This is a genomic window from Candidatus Pelagibacter bacterium nBUS_30 (assembly GCF_051201245.1).
Lineage (GTDB): Bacteria > Pseudomonadota > Alphaproteobacteria > Pelagibacterales > Pelagibacteraceae > Pelagibacter.
Genome location: NZ_CP172842.1, coordinates 1,262,643 through 1,278,928, shown reverse-complemented (window position 1 = coordinate 1,278,928; position 16,286 = coordinate 1,262,643). Strand labels below are relative to the sequence as shown.

Annotated in this window: 19 protein-coding genes and 1 pseudogene; 9 read left to right on the top strand and 11 right to left on the bottom strand. The window is 27.3% G+C overall.

The annotated features are described in order from the left end of the window. Positions 1-113: 113 nt before the first annotated feature. From mnmE to hemE, 7 genes and pseudogenes are all read right to left on the bottom strand, one after another. Positions 114-1,445 (bottom strand): tRNA uridine-5-carboxymethylaminomethyl(34) synthesis GTPase MnmE, encoded by a 1,332-nt coding sequence (mnmE, locus tag ACIJYE_RS06985; RefSeq protein WP_435090231.1) that lies wholly within the window; start codon positions 1,443-1,445, stop codon positions 114-116. 5 nt (positions 1,446-1,450) lie between these two features. Further along, positions 1,451-2,497 carry a hypothetical protein gene (locus ACIJYE_RS06980; RefSeq protein ID WP_435091277.1) on the bottom strand — a complete coding sequence of 349 codons (1,047 nt, stop codon included), beginning with the start codon at positions 2,495-2,497 and terminating at the stop codon, positions 1,451-1,453. Continuing rightward, complete coding sequence (locus tag ACIJYE_RS06975; protein ID WP_435090229.1) at positions 2,494-3,141, bottom strand: hypothetical protein; 648 nt, start codon at positions 3,139-3,141, stop codon at positions 2,494-2,496. Before ACIJYE_RS06975 ends, ACIJYE_RS06980 begins: the two co-directional genes overlap by 4 nt. 47 nt (positions 3,142-3,188) lie before the next feature. Beyond that, positions 3,189-4,457, bottom strand: coding sequence for a transcription termination factor Rho (gene rho / locus ACIJYE_RS06970; protein WP_435085929.1), 1,269 nt, complete (start codon positions 4,455-4,457; stop codon positions 3,189-3,191). Between the two features lie 65 nt (positions 4,458-4,522). After that, a pseudogene (gene hemJ / locus ACIJYE_RS06965) lies at positions 4,523-4,955 on the bottom strand (protoporphyrinogen oxidase HemJ). Next, positions 4,948-5,982: a ferrochelatase gene (gene hemH, locus ACIJYE_RS06960; protein ID WP_435090228.1), complete on the bottom strand. Its 1,035-nt coding sequence runs from the start codon at positions 5,980-5,982 to the stop codon at positions 4,948-4,950. The pseudogene hemJ and the gene hemH overlap by 8 nt, the downstream one beginning before the upstream one ends. Beyond that, positions 5,982-6,983, bottom strand: a complete 1,002-nt coding sequence (hemE, locus tag ACIJYE_RS06955; protein WP_435090226.1) for a uroporphyrinogen decarboxylase — start codon at positions 6,981-6,983, stop codon at positions 5,982-5,984. The genes hemH and hemE overlap by 1 nt, the downstream gene beginning before the upstream one ends. A 272-nt stretch (positions 6,984-7,255) precedes the next feature. Here hemE and ACIJYE_RS06950 point away from each other — a divergent pair, with 272 nt between their 5' ends. The 5 genes from ACIJYE_RS06950 (at position 7,256) to dnaQ (ending at position 10,694) form a co-directional block, all read left to right on the top strand. Then, a complete protein-coding gene (locus tag ACIJYE_RS06950; protein ID WP_435090225.1) occupies positions 7,256-8,083 on the top strand; it encodes a pyruvate, water dikinase regulatory protein in 828 nt (275 codons plus the stop codon). Beyond that, a complete protein-coding gene (locus tag ACIJYE_RS06945; RefSeq protein ID WP_435090223.1) occupies positions 8,073-8,660 on the top strand; it encodes a Maf family protein in 588 nt (195 codons plus the stop codon). The genes ACIJYE_RS06950 and ACIJYE_RS06945 overlap by 11 nt, the downstream gene beginning before the upstream one ends. Next, positions 8,657-9,451, top strand: a complete 795-nt coding sequence (gene aroE / locus ACIJYE_RS06940) for a shikimate dehydrogenase (RefSeq protein WP_435090221.1) — start codon at positions 8,657-8,659, stop codon at positions 9,449-9,451. Before ACIJYE_RS06945 ends, aroE begins: the two co-directional genes overlap by 4 nt. Then, positions 9,448-9,948 (top strand): dephospho-CoA kinase, encoded by a 501-nt coding sequence (locus tag ACIJYE_RS06935; RefSeq protein WP_435090220.1) that lies wholly within the window; start codon positions 9,448-9,450, stop codon positions 9,946-9,948. Before aroE ends, ACIJYE_RS06935 begins: the two co-directional genes overlap by 4 nt. 80 nt (positions 9,949-10,028) lie before the next feature. Further along, positions 10,029-10,694 carry a DNA polymerase III subunit epsilon gene (gene dnaQ, locus ACIJYE_RS06930; RefSeq protein ID WP_435090218.1) on the top strand — a complete coding sequence of 222 codons (666 nt, stop codon included), beginning with the start codon at positions 10,029-10,031 and terminating at the stop codon, positions 10,692-10,694. Here dnaQ and ACIJYE_RS06925 read toward each other — a convergent pair. After that, a complete protein-coding gene (locus ACIJYE_RS06925; protein WP_435090217.1) occupies positions 10,687-11,109 on the bottom strand; it encodes a protein-export chaperone SecB in 423 nt (140 codons plus the stop codon). The two genes, dnaQ and ACIJYE_RS06925, sit on opposite strands and share 8 nt — an antisense overlap. Beyond that, the gene (locus tag ACIJYE_RS06920) at positions 11,093-11,509 is read right to left on the bottom strand and encodes an FxsA family protein (RefSeq protein WP_435090215.1); all 417 of its coding nucleotides are present in this window, start codon (positions 11,507-11,509) and stop codon (positions 11,093-11,095) included. The genes ACIJYE_RS06925 and ACIJYE_RS06920 overlap by 17 nt, the downstream gene beginning before the upstream one ends. Positions 11,510-11,576: 67 nt before the next feature. Between ACIJYE_RS06920 and ACIJYE_RS06915 the strand changes: the two genes are divergently transcribed. Genes ACIJYE_RS06915 through ACIJYE_RS06900 form a run of 4 tightly spaced genes read left to right on the top strand, consistent with a single transcriptional unit; the run spans position 11,577 to position 14,342 of the window. After that, entirely contained in the window at positions 11,577-12,173 is a 597-nt protein-coding gene (locus tag ACIJYE_RS06915) for a Tim44/TimA family putative adaptor protein (RefSeq protein WP_435090214.1), read from the top strand. Further along, entirely contained in the window at positions 12,174-12,587 is a 414-nt protein-coding gene (locus tag ACIJYE_RS06910; protein WP_435090213.1) for a Smr/MutS family protein, read from the top strand. It abuts the gene before it with no gap. Between the two features lie 22 nt (positions 12,588-12,609). Continuing rightward, the gene (locus ACIJYE_RS06905; RefSeq protein WP_435090212.1) at positions 12,610-13,470 is read left to right on the top strand and encodes a sulfotransferase domain-containing protein; all 861 of its coding nucleotides are present in this window, start codon (positions 12,610-12,612) and stop codon (positions 13,468-13,470) included. A gap of 23 nt (positions 13,471-13,493) precedes the next feature. Then, positions 13,494-14,342: a sulfotransferase domain-containing protein gene (locus tag ACIJYE_RS06900; RefSeq protein WP_435090211.1), complete on the top strand. Its 849-nt coding sequence runs from the start codon at positions 13,494-13,496 to the stop codon at positions 14,340-14,342. A gap of 5 nt (positions 14,343-14,347) precedes the next feature. Here ACIJYE_RS06900 and hslU read toward each other — a convergent pair whose 3' ends face one another. Both hslU and hslV read right to left on the bottom strand, forming a co-directional pair. After that, complete coding sequence (hslU, locus tag ACIJYE_RS06895; RefSeq protein WP_435090209.1) at positions 14,348-15,721, bottom strand: ATP-dependent protease ATPase subunit HslU; 1,374 nt, start codon at positions 15,719-15,721, stop codon at positions 14,348-14,350. Beyond that, on the bottom strand, positions 15,721-16,236 hold the full coding sequence (gene hslV / locus ACIJYE_RS06890) for an ATP-dependent protease subunit HslV (RefSeq protein ID WP_023649225.1): 516 nt from the start codon (positions 16,234-16,236) through the stop codon (positions 15,721-15,723). The genes hslU and hslV overlap by 1 nt, the downstream gene beginning before the upstream one ends. Between the last annotated feature and the right edge of the window lie 50 nt (positions 16,237-16,286).

Genomic DNA, 16,286 nt, shown 5'->3' with positions numbered 1-16,286 from the left:
TAAATTTATAACTGATTATTATATTTACAAGATGTGTATAGTTTTGCTTAAATAAGCTTCAAATATCAGCGTTTTTTGGTAAAAAAAGGCTTAAAAACAAGGAAAACAGACTATTATTTGCCTATACAGAAATCGTTGAAAATACTATCTAATATCTCCTCAACATCAACTTTTCCAACAATCATACCTAAGTGTCTTGTAGCTAATCTTAAATCTTCTGCAGCTTTGTCAAAGTCCGCAACTTCATTTTTTTTATTAAAATTTTTAAGATGCTCTAAACACTGTTCCAGATGTTGTCTATGTCGTTCTCTAGTAATTAAAATATCATCACTTGTTATAAATTTATTTTTTAAATTATTTTTTATTTTTAAAATTAATTCATCAATGTTTGAATTTTCTTTAATTGAAATTAATACATGATTTAATTTTTTAATCTCAGGGTCAATATCTCCTTTCAAAAGATCTGATTTATTTACTACTAAAATTGCGTTTTCATCCAATAAACCCTTCAAAACATCAGTAAAATCAAGATTTTTGGAATCAACAACTACCAACTTCAAATCAGCTTCTTCTGCTCTATTTAAGGATAATTTAATACCTTTCTTTTCAATTTCGTTTTTAGACTCTCTTATTCCAGCAGTGTCAGAAACAATTACCGGATAACCATCTATATTAAGATGTGTTTCAATTACATCTCTTGTTGTTCCTGCAATCTCTGAAACTATTGCAACATCTCTATTAGATAAATGATTTAGGAGACTGGATTTACCTGCATTAGTAGGTCCAAGGATTGCTATCTTAAAACCTTCTCTAATTCTTTCTCCAATTTTTTTATCATCTAAAATTTTTTCAATGTTGATTAAAACTTCATCTGAACTTTTTTTGATTCCTTTTAAAATCTCATTTGGCAAATCCTCGTCTGGGAAATCTATTTTTGCTTCAACATGAGATAATATTTTCAAAAGTTTTTCTCTTAAAAAATTAAATTGGTCAGAAGATTTGCCATTCATAATTTTTATTGCTTGCTGTCTTTGAATTTCAGTTTCAGAAGAAATTAAATCTGCGATACTCTCTGCCTTAAGTAAATTTATTTTTCCATTTTGAAATGCGAGTTTTGTAAACTCACCTGGTTCTGCTAATCGACAATTTTCAATATTTGAGATAGAGGAATGAAGAGCATCAATTACAGCCTTGCTTCCATGTACCTGTATTTCAGCCATATCCTCCCCTGTGTAGCTCTCAGGCCCAGGAAACCACAATATTATGCCTTCATCTATAAGCTCAGAAGTGTTGATTTTGTTGATTTTTCTAAGCGTTGCCACCCTTGGTTTTGGAACACTTTTGCCAGTTAGTAGCTTAATAGCTTTGGAGGTTTCTTGACCTGAAATTCTTATAATAGCAACGCCAGAAATACCTGGTCCAGATGATAAAGCGTATATTGTCATAAATATTAATTGTATTTTTTTTTATAAATATTTGTAATTAAATCAAAAAAATTTTTTCTAAAATCTATTTTATCAAATAAAGGACTTGAGATTGCTTGGTCAAATAATTTTTTTCTTGTTTCATATAATAATTCATAATTTTGAGACAACTTAAGTGCTTTTAAAATATAATCTTTATCATTAACAGCAATGAAATTATTTAAATCTATATTGGCGTTAATCGACTCTCCACATCTTGAATTAAAATTATATCCTTTCATAGTCAATACAGGTACACCCATCCAAATTGCTTCGAATGAAGTTGTAACCCCATTATACGGGAAAGTATCTAAAGCAACATCAATCTTTTGATATAAGTTCATATGATCTTCAAAATTTTTTTTGTAAGCAATAAATTCAATTGAGTCACAAACACCATGCTGTTTAAATTTATTTAATAATATTTTAGTTGAGGCACTATCTGATGCTTTCAAAATTAGTTTTGAATTTTGAATTTTTCTTAAAATTTCTGACCAAACACTTACAACATCATCGTTTATTTTTCTAAAATTATTAAAAGATCCAAAAGTTATATATTTATTTTTCAAATATGGGGGAGGGTTCTCGATTCTTTTAAAGTTAAAGCCCGAATGACAATTCCAAATATTGGGTAAAAAAACTACTTTTTCTGAATATAAATTCATTTCTTTTTTATAAACCAAGTTGGGATCAGCAATAATAAAATCCATTTGGTTTAATCCAGTTGTGTTACAATAACCACACCAGGAAATTTGCACTGGGGCTAAACGATTTTTAAACAATCCCAATCTATGATCCGAAGTAACACCCATTAAATCAAAAATGATATCAATTTCATAGCCTCTAATGATATTTATTGCTTCAATGTCGTTTTTATCAAATATATTAATTGTTTTGTCGACCAATTTTTTAAAAAAATCAAATGTTTTGTCCTCTATTTTGTTATTTGAAATTAAAAGAATATTAAATTTCTCTTTATCATAATTAGATAATAAGGTTTTTAAAAAATATGTAACTGAATGAGAGCCCCTTATATCAGCCGAAAAAAATGCAATGTTAATTTTTTTTTTTTATTAATTTTTATGTCAAATAATTTTGTGCCCGGGTAAGTTATAAATTGTTCTTCTAGCTTTTTAGAAATTTTAAAAAAATCTTCTTGTTTCCAGTCTTTTTTAAAACAATTAAAATAAATTAAGGAGGATGTTGTGTCTGGATTATTTTTATTGGAAAATAAATTTAAGTAATAAATGACACTATCAATATCAAGTCTACGTTTAAATACTCTTATTATTGCTTTACAATAATCTTCATTATTTTTAAAAAAAAATTTATTTTCCTCGAAATAAACTAAAATTTCATCTAAAATTTTTTCATTCACTAGATTGTTGTCAGATTTAAATTCAATATCAAAAAGATCCATTGAAGCATTAATAAAATTTTTTAAAGCTTCAAGGGCATTAATCGAGGTTTTTTCTTTAAGATATGCTTTTCTAAAATCTTGAATTGAATTTCGTAAATTAACTTTTGAATTACCTGATAGTAGTTTACAAACACCAGATAAATTTAATAAACCTGAATTGAGGTCTTTATTATCAATTTCATTATCGATAATGGAAATTATTTCAGAATATTTTTTATTACTAAATAATTTTTGTAGTTGAGTTACTTTCCCGTGCATTACAATGCAACATTATACTAAAATGATTTTAGAAAGAATTTAAATATTTAGGCAGGTTTATTCATTGAGTTAAAAAACTCAGCATTATTTTTAGTATCTTTTAATTTTGAATTTATAAATTCAATAGCATCCATAGTGCCCATTGGTGCTATTATTCTTCTAAGAACATTCATTTTTTGAAGGTCATTTTTATCGAATAACAGTTCTTCTCTTCTTGTTCCTGATTTTGTAATATCAATTGCTGGGTAAATCCTTTTATCAGCAATTTTTCTATCGAGAACTGTTTCACTATTTCCTGTTCCTTTGAATTCCTCAAAAATTACTTCGTCCATTCTGCTACCAGTATCAATTAAAGCTGTTGAAATAATAGTTAAAGATCCACCTTCTTCAATATTTCTTGCTGCACCAAAAAATCTTTTTGGTCTTTGAAGAGCATTCGCATCAACTCCACCTGTTAAAACTTTCCCTGAACTTGGTATCACAGCATTATAAGCTCTACCCAATCTTGTTATCGAGTCTAGTAAAATAACTACATCTTTTTTATGCTCCGTTAATCTTTTTGCTTTTTCAATAACCATCTCTGCTACAGCCACATGTCGTTGTGCAGGTTCATCAAAAGTTGAACTAATTACTTCACCTTTAACTGTTCTCTGCATGTCAGTAACTTCTTCTGGTCTTTCATCAATCAACAAAACCATTAAATAACTTTTTGGATAATTTTTAGCAATTGAATTTGCTATACTTTGTAAGATCATTGTCTTACCCGCTTTAGGTGGTGAAATAATAATTGATCTTTGACCTTTTCCTATTGGACTAACAAGGTCAATTAATCTAGGTGTTAAATCTGGTTTTTTTTCAATTTTTGTTGTCTCCACTTCCATTACCATTTGTTGATCGGGGTAAAGTGGAGTTAAATTATCAAATGCGATTTTGTGTCTTGCTTTTTCTGGTTCTTCAAAATTAATTTTACTAACTTGAAGTAAAGCAAAATATCTTTCACCTTCTTTGGGGGCTCTAACGGGTCCCTCAACTGTGTCGCCAGTTCTTAACCCAAACTTTCTAATTTGACTTGGGCTAACATAAATATCATCAGGTCCTGGTAAATAATTAGATTCCATTGCTCTTAAAAAACCAAATCCATCTTGTAATAACTGTAAAACTCCTGCTCCTGTTATTTCTTCTTTTTCTGCAACTTTTTTTAAAATAGCAAAAAGAATTTCTTGTTTTCTTAATGTGCTAGCATTTTCAATTCCAAGCTCTTCGGCTTGTGTAATAAGTTGTTCGGAGGATTTTAATTTTAATTCTTGGATATTCATGATTGGATAAATTTAGGGACTTAGTAGATTAGAGTAATATATATACTAAAAATGACATTTCAACCTTAGATTGGCTTAAAAATTACAAGAAATACTATCAAAATTAACATTATTGTGGGTATTTCATTTATTATTCTAAAAAATTTAGAAGATCTTGTGTTTGTATTGTTTTTTAATGATGTAAGGCATTTTCCTAGATAATCATTATAGGCTGATAACAAAATTATTAAAACTATTTTTATTTGCATCCATAATTGAGAAAATATTTCTATTCCGTTTAGATAAATTAAGATCAGACCGAAGATCCATGTAAAAATCATTGCTGGGCGCATAATGTAAAAAAAAAGTTTTTTTTCCATAACCTCAAATATATCAGTTGCTTCTTTTTTTTTTATTCTCTACATGATAAACAAAAATTCTTGGAAGATATAAAAGACCTGCCATCCAACTAACAACAGCTATTAAATGTAAACTTTTGATTAATAAATAACTATTCATAATTTAAACATGGACATTTTTTAAAATTATTAGGACAGTGAATTTTGGGAGGATAAAGTTTATTGTTAAAATTATATTCCTCTTTTTTAATAATTAAATCTGACATAGCTTTTATAAAATTTTCATTTGTGCCTAGTGCAGGAACCCTTGTATAATTTTTACATCCATTTTTATCAGCAAGCTCTTTATATTCTATATCCAACTCAACTAAAGTTTCAGAGTGCTCTGAAACAAAAGCAATGGGAACCAAAACAATGTGTTTACCTAATTTTGAGTTTTTAATAATAATGTCGTCTGTTGATGGACCAATCCATTTAAGTGGTCCAACACGACTTTGATAACTTAATATCCAATCTAAATTTTTAACATTTAAAGATTTTACAACTTCTTTAACTGTTTGTTCCACTTGCCATTGATAAGGGTCACCTTTTCTAACATTTTTTTCTGGCAAACCATGAGCGGAAAAAATTAATTTAAAATTTGTTAAACTATCTATTTTTTTTATTATTTCACTTCTATGGGCTAAAATAAAGTTTTTATCTGTTGGGTAACAACAAATTGTACTTGTTTTTACCTCAAAATTATTTTTTTTACACACATCTTTCCATTCTTTTATAGATGAGCCCGATGTTGCAGCAGAGTATTGTGGGTACAAAGGCATTAATATGACTTCATCTGGACCAAAATTTTTAACTTGTTTTACTACCTCTTCTGCTCTTGGGTTCCAACACCTCATAACAATAAAAGATTTGTATTCTGAATTATCATCTTCATTATTAAGCTTATGTTCAAGTGCTTTTGATTGTTCCTCTGTCAATTTCAAAATTGGAGAAGATCCACCAAGTTCTTGATAAATTTTTTTTGCAGTTGGGGCTCTCCTATTAGAGATTAATTTGGCAAGCGGGTATCTTAAAAAACCTGGTAAATTAAGAATTGCAGGATCATTAAATAAATTAAATAAAAACGGCTCCACGTTATTTAGTTTATCGGGTCCACCGAGGTTAAATAAAATAACTGCTTTTCTCATTAATAACTTTTTACAGTTTTAACCAAATAATCTACCATTTCTGGATTAGTTTCTGGTAAGACACCGTGCCCAAGGTTAAATATATATGGATGATCTTTAAATAAATCTAAATATTTAATAGCCTCTTTTTTTATTGTTTCCTTATCAGTAAGTAGAATTTTAGGGTTAAGTCCACCTTGGACTGGTATTTGAATACCATTAATAATTTTCTTTGGGTCAATATTATAGTCAATACCAATCGCATCTGGTTTAACAATTTCACAAAATTCTTTATAATTTTTAATTTCTCTAGGAAAGCAAATTACAGGAACACCTAATTTTTTTGTGAAATCTACTAAATTTAAAGTTGGTGTATAAATATAATTCGGTAAATCTTTTTCATCAAGTAATCCTGCCCAACTATCAAATATTTGTATTATATTTGCGCCATTTTCAATTTGATTTTTAATGTGTATTTTTAAAAATTTTTCTAAAATTAATAAAATTCTATTAATTAAAAATTTATCATCAAAAAAATCTTTTTTTAAATTTCTTTTAGGTGATTGTAAATTAATCATATAAACCAATAGTGTCCAAGGGGCACCTACGAAACCTATTGTGTTTTTGTTTTTAACAAGACTATTATCACTAACTTTTTTAATTGCTTTATAAACTGGGTAAATTTTTTTAACGAAATCTATTTCGTCTAACTTAGACATATTTTTAATATTTAGATTTTCTAAAATTGGTCCAAAGTTTTTTTTAAACTCAACTTTTTGATTTAAACCATATGGCAACATTAATATATCTGAAAATATTATAGCGGCGTCAAAATCAAATCTTTTTAATGGTTGCAATGTTATTTCTGCAGATAAGCTCTCGTTTAAACATAAGTTTATGAAATTTGGATTTAATCTTCTTATTTCTCTAAATTCTGGCAAGTATCTTCCAGCTTGTCGCATTATCCATATTGGATTTATTTTAGTTTTTTTATTAATTATTACTTCGTGGAGTGGTGTCATATTAAAATAATATATATAATTATTGTATTAGTATTATGTATTGTGAATAACGATGATTAATATTTATTAACATTATATTAACAGTTTAATAACATCTTAAATTTATTAATATTGTTTAAAATGTAGCTTTTTTTAACTTTATCAAGTTTAATGTATTATTTATTGGTGCTGTCTATTTTTGTTGATAAAACCCTTGTTTTACAATGATTATTAAAAAATATCTAAATTATGTAAAATTATTAAAATAATACAAAATTATTAACAAATTATTCATGAGTAATACATATCAAATTTATTTAATTTCTGACTCAACTGGTGAAACGTTAGATAGAATTTTTTTGGCTCTAAAAGCACAATTTAAAAATATTGAATATAAAGTTCATTCTTACTCTTTTACAAGAACAGAAAATCAAATTTTGAAAATTCTAGAGGACGCCAAGAATAATGCGAATGCGGTAATCCTTTATACAATTGTAGATAATAATTTAGCAAAATATTTGGCAAATGTTAGTGATGAAAAAAATATACCTTGTTTTGGTGTACTAGGAAATTTAATTTTAAATTTTTCTAAAATACTTAATCAAAAAGCATCCCATGAACCAAGCGGACAGCACGTTCTAAATGAAGAATATTATGACAGAATAGAGGCTATTCAATTTACAATGAACCATGATGATGGAAATTTAATAAATGATATAGAAAAATCAGACATTGTTCTAGTAGGAGTAAGCAGAACCAGCAAAACCCCAACATCAATTTATTTAGCCAACAAAGGATTTAAAACATCAAATATTCCATTAATAAATGAAAATTCTTTACCAGAAAAGCTTAAAAAAAACCCAAGCTTAACTTGTGTTGTTGGACTTAATACAGAGCCCCAAAGATTAGTAGATATAAGAAAAAATAGAATGAATTCATTAAAAGAAACCGAAAACAAAAATTACACAAGTATAGAAAATATTAAAAAAGAAATTGCAGACGCTAAAAAAACTTTTCAAAAATATAAGTGGCCATCAATTGATGTAACAAGAAAATCTGTTGAAGAAACCGCAGCTTCAATAATAAAAATACACGAAATATACACAAACAATGTTAAGTAAAATTATACTTGCTTCAAAAAGCAAAGTGAGAAAAGAAATATTAGATAAAAACAATATACCAAGCACTGTTAAACCGTCTAATGTTGATGAGGATGATATTAAAAAAAGTTTGATTAAAGAAAGTGCATCACCAGAGATTATTTCACAATATTTGGCAAAATTAAAAGCAAATAAAGTCAGTTCGGCAACAAAAAACGAAATTGTGTTAGGTGCCGATAGTGTTATTGATTTAGAAGGAGAATTAATTTCAAAACCAGAAAATAGAGAAGAAGCATTAATTATTTTAAAAAAACTTAATGGTAAAATGCATCACTTAATAAGCTCAGTTTGTATTTCAAAAAATGGCTCAATGATTTGGAATTATACAGATAAAGCCTCATTAACAATGAGAAATTTTACAGATAAAGATTTAATAGCATATTTATCAAAAATTACAGATGAAGCATTATATGCCTATAATGTTTATCAAATTGAAGGAAAAGGAAGAGATTTATTTCTTAAAATTACTGGAGACAAAGACACAATAATGGGTTTGCCGATTAAAAAAATTAAAGAATATTTAGAAAAAATACAATGAAAAATTATTTAGTAATTGGAAATCCTATTGAGCACTCATTATCACCCCAATTACACAATTACTGGATTAAAAATAATAATATTAATGCAATTTATGAAAAAAAAAAATTAAATGAGGATGATCTTCAAAACTTAATTTCCAAAATTAGAAAAAAAGAAATTCATGGAGTTAATGTAACTGTTCCTTTTAAAAAAATTATTATTTCGCATCTAGATGCATTAAGCATAGAAGCTGAAAGCACCCAATCAGTTAACACTATTCTTCTAAAGGATAACAAGATAATAGGACATAACACTGATATTGATGGTTTTGGGCTTGCATTACAAAAATTAGAACTAAATTTTAGAAATAAAAAAGTTTTTATATTAGGTTCGGGAGGAGTGGTGCCATCTATAATTTTTGCTTTAGATAAAATGAAAGTTTCTGAAATTATAATAAGCAATAGAACGAGAGAAAAAGCTGAAAATTTAAGAAATTTACATAAAAATTTAAAAATAGTAAATTGGGGTGAAATTCCTGATTTTGATATTATTGTAAATGCTACAAGTTTGGGTTTAAACCCAGAGGATAAAATAAAAATAGATCTAACCAATATTGGCGAAAACAAACTTTTTTATGACGTTATCTATAACCCCAAAGAAACTAATTTTTTAAAAACTGCTAAAGAACTTGGACACAAAACTGAAAATGGTAAAATGATGTTTATCTATCAAGCCATGGTTGCCTTTAATTTGTGGCACGGTATTAAACCAGAGATTAATGAAGAAATAATTAAACTTTTGGATCAATGATTAGAGTAGCAATTTTAGGTGATATAGGTTCTGGTAAAAGTTATGTTGCCAGAACTTTTGGTTATCCAGTATTTAATGCTGATGATGAAGTTGGTAAAATATATAAAGAAAATAAAAAAATTTTTAAAAGATTAAAAAAAATTTTGCCAAATTACTTGCACTCATTCCCAATAAGCAAAATAGAAATTTCTAACGCAATATTAGCAAATAACAAAAATTTAAAAAAAATTGTTAAAATAGTACACCCAGAAATAAAAAAAAAAATGAATATTTTTCTTAAAAAACACAATAATAAAAAAATTGTAGTTTTAGACATACCTCTTTTACTTGAAAATAAAATAAACAAAAAAGAAGACATTTTAGTTTATGTTCAGTCAAAAAAATTAGATATACTTAGAAAATTAAAAAAGAGAAAAAACTTTAACCAAAAACTTTTTAATAAATTTAAAAAAATTCAATTACCCCTCAATATGAAAAAAAAAAATCGAAATTTATAATTAAAAATAGCTTTGCTGAAAAACCTATTAAGAAAATTGTTAAGAAAATTGTTAAAAAAATTGTTAAGAAAACTTTATAAATGAAAGAGATAATTTTAGATACAGAGACAACCGGTATATCTGTCAAAGAAGGCCATAGGATAGTCGAGATTGGCTGTGTAGAGTTAGACAACTTAATTCCAACAAAAAATAGATTTCATTGTTATTTAAATCCTGAAAGAAAAGTATCAGAAAAAGCCCTAGAAGTTCATGGATACACAGATGAATTTTTGGTAAAACAAAAAAAATTTAAAGAAATTGAAGAGCAATTTTTAACTTTTATTAAAGATAAAAGACTTATTATTCATAATGCCGAATTTGACCTAGCGCATTTAAATAACGAACTTTCTATACTTGGGAAAAAAAAATTGAATAACGAAATAGTGGATACCCTGACCCTTGCTAGGGATAAATTTCCTGGGTCTCCTGTAAGCTTAGATGCGCTTTGTAAAAGATACAGGGTTGATAATTCAAAAAGAACTCAACATACTGCATTAATTGACTGTGATTTATTAGCTAAAGTTTATATTAATTTAATAGATCAAAAAGAACCAACATTAAATTTTCAAAACCATGATGATAATATTAATGAAAAAAGTAATTTTAATGTAGATTATTTTAAAAAAATTATTTTTCCAACTACTGAGGAGTTGAAGAAACATAAAGAATATTTAAAAAATAGTTTAAAGAAAAATTACTTTAGTTAAATTTTTGATTGTACAGTTCTTCGAAATCAATTTTTTTCTCAAATTTAATGTTTGGATACCCAGAGTTATGTAATAAATTTAAAAAACTTTTTGTTAATTCGTCATAAATTTCATTTTGTACGTCACATAGTATAATTTTTTGTAATTCATCTTTTTCTTTTATTTCATTTGTAACCTGAACTATTGTTGCAGAAACAATTTCAAAATGAGATTTATGTGTATTTTCTGAGGGATCTTCAAACTTTAAAGTAGTATTTATCTCAATTAATTTATTTTTAAGTGCTTTAGATGTAATATTAATATTTAATTGATAGTTAGAAATATTATCTCTTACAAATAAATAAGTTTCAACATTTGGCGTTTCACTTGATAAATCTTTTATAAATTTGGAAATAATTTTATATTTTTTTGTCATCATCGTCCTCTATATCTTTAAATTCCCCTTCTACAAAATTATTTTTTTGCTCCGCCTTATAATTAAAGTTTTTAATAAATCTATTTAATATAAATTTTCTACTAACTGGAAAAATTAAAAAAAAACCAAGCACATCAGTCGCAAAGCCCGGTAGGATCAATAGTAATGCAGCAAAAGCAATTGCTGCACCTGATATCACTTCATAAGTAGGTGTTTGATTTTTTCTCAATTGAATGAACCCAGATTTAAGAGTGTTAAGACCCTCATATTTAGCATAATAAACCCCAACAATTGCTGTTGTAAAAATTAATAAAATAGTTGTAATTGCTCCAATCTGAGATCCAATTTTAATAAAAAGATAAATTTCGATAACTGGGATTAGCAGTATTAATAATAACATTGAGTTCATTTGTCTTTAATCTAAATTGCTAGTTGAAATTAATCAACTTAGTAATTACTATATAAATATGAGTTACAGTTTTGAGTACATTGATATTATTCTTTTAGCAATGATAGCAGGGTTTATTTTTCTTAGATTGAGAGGAATACTTGGTAAAAGAACTGGATTTGAAGGTAAAACACCTCCAGAATTTAAGAAAATTTTAAAAAATGTTGAAAATAACACAGCTTATAAGCCTAATAACAAATTTGATGATGGGGCTAAAAAAGAATTTTTAAAAGGAGCTAAAATTGCTTACGAAACAATTATTACTGATTTTAGCGATGATGATAATAAATTAACAACTAGCAAACCTCTTTTAGATGATAAAATATTAAATCAATTTAATGAAGCACTTAAAGAAAGAGGTAATAGGGGTCATTTTGCCGAGATAACCTTTGTTGGTATTAATTCTGCCGAAATAAAAGAACATAAAAAAATAGGAAATGTTTTAAATGTGACAGTTAATTTTGTTGCTGAGGTAATCACTTGTATTAAAGACAAGAATAAAAATATCGTATCTGGTGATCCAGAAAAAATTAAAAAAATTTATGATACTTGGGTTTTTTCTAGAGATACAAACTCTAATAATCCAAATTGGCAATTAGTAAATACATTAACGTAATTGAGCGATAAAATTTCAGATAAAGATAAAAAAGATTGGGAAACATTTCTTTCTCAAAAAGAAAAACTTCCAAATAAGGATAAAAATTTTATTAAACAAAAAAGATTAATCGAAAGATCTATTGATTTGCATGGATATACTCTTGAGCAGGCAAATGATAGGATAAAAAATTTCATAGAGAGAGGTTATTATGATGGTGTTAATAAACTTGTTGTGGTTACTGGCAAAGGTCTACACTCTCAAAATGAAACTGATCCATTTGTATCTAAAGAATTGAGTATTTTAAAATATTCAGTACCAAATTTTATTAAAAATAATAAAGATTTAATGAAAAAAATTAATGAATTTAGAGAAGCAGATATAAGAGATGGTGGTAGTGGTGCTTTTTATATATACTTAAAGAAACTAAAATAAAATTAACATATCGCTTAATATTATGATTGTTTGGCTCGCTTCATATCCTAAAAGTGGCAATACTCTTGTCAGATCAATGCTTGCAGCATATTTTTTTTCTAAAGATGGAGTTTATAATTTTGACTTAATAAAAAATATCAAGCAATTTCCTAATATTACTTTGTTTGAGAATTTGGGTATTGATATTAGAAATGAAAAAGAGGTAATTAAAAATTATATTAAAGTTCAAGAATCCTTTAATAACAAAAATTCAGTTCAATTTTTGAAAACTCATAGTTATCTTTTTAACTTTTATGATAAATATCCTTTCACAAACTTAAATACTTCTCTTGGAGTAGTTTATATAGTTAGAGACCCAAGAAATGTTGTAACTTCGTTTGCAAAATTTTCAAATTATTCAACAGAAGAAGCGGCAAACGCAATGATCAATGAGTTGCATTTTGGTGGAAACCTTGCTGCAGAAAAAAACCTAGGAGAAAGAAGTAAAGTTTGGACAGGTACTTGGAACAGCAACTATAATAGTTGGAAGTCTTTTAAAAATCAGCAAAGATATTTATTAATTAAATATGAGGATTTAATTAATAATTCTGAAATAACTTTTTTGAAAATATTGGAATTTATATTCAAAATAAACAAGTCAAAATTTACAGTTGATCAAGCTAAATTAAATAATGTTTTAAAAACAACCACATTTGAAAATATGAAAAACTTAGAGAAAGAAAAGGGATTTATTGAGAGCAAAACAAACAAAAAAACTGGTGAAAAAATACCATTTTTTAATTTTGGTCCTCAAAATGACTGGAGACAACTTTTAGATCCTAAAATAAAAGATATTATTGAAAAAACTTTTGAAAAAGAAATGTTAGAATTAGGGTATTTATAATTTAAATACACACTTTAATTATAATGATTATTTGGTTAGCCTCATATCCTAAAAGTGGAAATACATTGTTAAGATCTATGTTGTCTGCATATTTGTATTCCAAGGATGGAAATTTTGATTTTGATCAATTAAAAAATATTAAACAATTTCCAGATAACAATGTATTTAAAAAACTAGGTGTTGATATCTCCAATGAAAATGAAGTAGTAAAAAATTATATTAGTGCACAAAAAGAAATTAATAAAAGAGATGGAAATTCAATTAGATTATTAAAAACACACAGTGCGCTTCATGATATTAATGGTCATAAATTTACAGATCTAGAAAATACATTGGGAGCGATATATGTTGTGAGAGATCCTAGAAATGTTGTTAATTCTTATCAAAATCATAGTCAAATCTCAACTGAAGAAGCAAAAAATAGATTAACAGAAAAAAGAATTATTGGTGGAGAAAATGATGTTGCAAATAAAACTACCATGCATATTGGCTCATGGTCTTCTAATTATAATTCATGGAAAGAGTTAAAAAAAGTTAACCGGTATTTATTGGTAAAATATGAAGATTTAGTAAGTGATAAAAAAAAAACTTTCATAAATATTCTAAATTTTATTTATAAATTAATGAATTTAAAATTAATAATTGATGATAAAAAAATAAATAATATTTTAAAAACAACAAGTTTTGAATATCTACAAGATTTAGAAAGAGAATTTGGTTTTTCAGAATCTGTAAATGCAAATAATAAAAAAAGAGTTACTTTTTTCAAGTTTGGTAATAAAAATGATGGTAAAAATTCTTTACCTCTAGATACAAAAAAAGAATTAGAAAATTCACTACAAGAGGAAATGAAAGAATTAGGGTATCTATAATCTTTTTAAAGAATAAATTTTGATAAATCTGTATCTTTAACTAAGTTATCTAAGTTTTTATTAATATATTCCTTGTTAATAACTATTTCTTCTCCAGAACGATCTGTTGCTGTAAAACTTATTTCATCTAAAATTTTTTCAATGATAGTATGAAGTCTTCTTGCACCTATATTTTCAACAGTTGCATTAACCTCTGAAGCTATATTTGCAATTGCATCGATACCATCATCTGAAAATACAAGTTCCACATTTTCTGTTTTTAAAAGAGCCACATATTGTTTGATCAAACTAAAATCAGGTTCTCTTAAAATCCTCTTAAAATCATCACTTGTCAATGCTTCTAGCTCAACCCTAATAGGCAATCTTCCTTGAAGCTCAGGGAGTAAATCAGAGGGTTTGGCAAGTTGAAAAGCTCCCGATGCAATAAACAAAATATGGTCTGTTTTAATAGGGCCATGTTTAGTGTTAACTGTAGTTCCTTCAATCAAAGGCAATAAATCTCTTTGAACACCTTCACGAGAAACATCTCCCCCAACTCTATCTGTTCTTGCTGAAATTTTATCAATCTCATCTAAAAATACTATTCCATTATTTTCAGTAGATATTTTTGCAGCTTTAATAATTTTATCTTGTTCAATTAATTTATCAGACTCATCATTGATTAAAATTTCATGAGACTCTTTTACTGTCATTTTTTTCTTTATCTCTTTATTTCCCATAGATTTACCAATCATCTCACCAATATTAATCATACCCACATTTGCTCCAGGCATTCCAGGGATTTCAAAGGAAGTGCTGCCTGATCCTGTATCATTAACAGCTATTTCGATTTCATTGTTATCAAGGTCTCCATTTCGAAGTCTTTTTCTAAAACTTTCTCTAGTTGCAAGGCTAGCTTTTTTACCCACTAAAGCATCCAAAACTTTTTCTTCGGCTAACTTTTGAGCTTGAGCATGAACTTCTTTTCTCATTTTTACTTTTTCCATCGAGATAGCTATTTCAATCAGGTCTCTGACTATTTGCTCTACATCTCTTCCAACATATCCAACTTCAGTAAATCTTGTAGCCTCAACTTTCACAAAAGGAGCTTCTGCAAGCTTTGAAAGTCTTCTTGAAATTTCAGTTTTCCCAACTCCAGTTGGTCCAATCATTAAAATATTTTTAGGCAGAACTTCATTTTTCATTTCACCTTCGAGAGCCTGTCTTCTCCATCTGTTCCTTAAAGCTACAGCAACAGCTTTTTTAGCTTTGTTTTGTCCAACTACAAATCTATCTAATTCAGAAACAATTTCTCTTGGTGATAATGAACTTACCAAAGAACTTTTCTCTTTATTTTTTTTATCTTTTGGAACCAAGGGGGTTACGTTTGAGTTTTCCATTATATTTTAAGAACCTTAATATTATCATTTGTGAAAACACAAATTTCTGAAGCAACTTTAATAGCTTTTTTTGCAATTTCTTCAGCACTTTTATCAGTTTCCATTAAAACTTTTCCTGCAGCTAAAGCATAGTTTCCACCAGAGCCTATTCCAATTACATCACCTTCAGGCTCTAATACATCCCCTGTTCCAGAAATTATATAGCTATTATCTTTGTCACCAATTGCCATCAGCGCTTCTAATCTTCTAAGATATTTATCTGTACGCCAGTCTTTTGCTAATTCAACAGCAGCTCTTGATAAATTACCTGCATGCTTTTCAATTTTAGCCTCTAATCTCTCAAACAATGTAAGTGCATCGGCTGTCGAACCTGCAAAGCCAGCAACTACATCTCTTTTTTCAATTTTTCTAATTTTTGAAGCGGTACTTTTAACTACAGTATTTCCCATACTTACTTGGCCATCTCCAGCTACAACTACTTCATTATTTTTTCTAACCAGTACAATTGTTGTCATGCTTAATAAATGGTAATTATTTTTGATACTTCAAGTGTTCATACTAATAT

Bases quoted from the DNA above. Each gene is read 5' to 3' on its own strand.
- mnmE (WP_435090231.1), bottom strand. From the start codon at position 1,445: ATGACAATATACGCTTTATCATCTGGACCAGGTATTTCTGGCGTTGCT.
- ACIJYE_RS06975 (WP_435090229.1), bottom strand. From the start codon at position 3,141: ATGCACGGGAAAGTAACTCAACTACAAAAATTATTTAGTAATAAAAAA.
- rho (WP_435085929.1), bottom strand. From the start codon at position 4,457: ATGAATATCCAAGAATTAAAATTAAAATCCTCCGAACAACTTATTACA.
- hemH (WP_435090228.1), bottom strand. From the start codon at position 5,982: ATGAGAAAAGCAGTTATTTTATTTAACCTCGGTGGACCCGATAAACTA.
- hemE (WP_435090226.1), bottom strand. From the start codon at position 6,983: ATGACACCACTCCACGAAGTAATAATTAATAAAAAAACTAAAATAAAT.
- ACIJYE_RS06950 (WP_435090225.1), top strand. From the start codon at position 7,256: ATGAGTAATACATATCAAATTTATTTAATTTCTGACTCAACTGGTGAA.
- ACIJYE_RS06945 (WP_435090223.1), top strand. From the start codon at position 8,073: ATGTTAAGTAAAATTATACTTGCTTCAAAAAGCAAAGTGAGAAAAGAA.
- aroE (WP_435090221.1), top strand. From the start codon at position 8,657: ATGAAAAATTATTTAGTAATTGGAAATCCTATTGAGCACTCATTATCA.
- ACIJYE_RS06935 (WP_435090220.1), top strand. From the start codon at position 9,448: ATGATTAGAGTAGCAATTTTAGGTGATATAGGTTCTGGTAAAAGTTAT.
- dnaQ (WP_435090218.1), top strand. From the start codon at position 10,029: ATGAAAGAGATAATTTTAGATACAGAGACAACCGGTATATCTGTCAAA.
- ACIJYE_RS06925 (WP_435090217.1), bottom strand. From the start codon at position 11,109: ATGACAAAAAAATATAAAATTATTTCCAAATTTATAAAAGATTTATCA.
- ACIJYE_RS06920 (WP_435090215.1), bottom strand. From the start codon at position 11,509: ATGTTATTATTAATACTGCTAATCCCAGTTATCGAAATTTATCTTTTT.
- ACIJYE_RS06915 (WP_435090214.1), top strand. From the start codon at position 11,577: ATGAGTTACAGTTTTGAGTACATTGATATTATTCTTTTAGCAATGATA.
- ACIJYE_RS06905 (WP_435090212.1), top strand. From the start codon at position 12,610: ATGATTGTTTGGCTCGCTTCATATCCTAAAAGTGGCAATACTCTTGTC.
- ACIJYE_RS06900 (WP_435090211.1), top strand. From the start codon at position 13,494: ATGATTATTTGGTTAGCCTCATATCCTAAAAGTGGAAATACATTGTTA.
- hslU (WP_435090209.1), bottom strand. From the start codon at position 15,721: ATGGAAAACTCAAACGTAACCCCCTTGGTTCCAAAAGATAAAAAAAAT.
- hslV (WP_023649225.1), bottom strand. From the start codon at position 16,236: ATGACAACAATTGTACTGGTTAGAAAAAATAATGAAGTAGTTGTAGCT.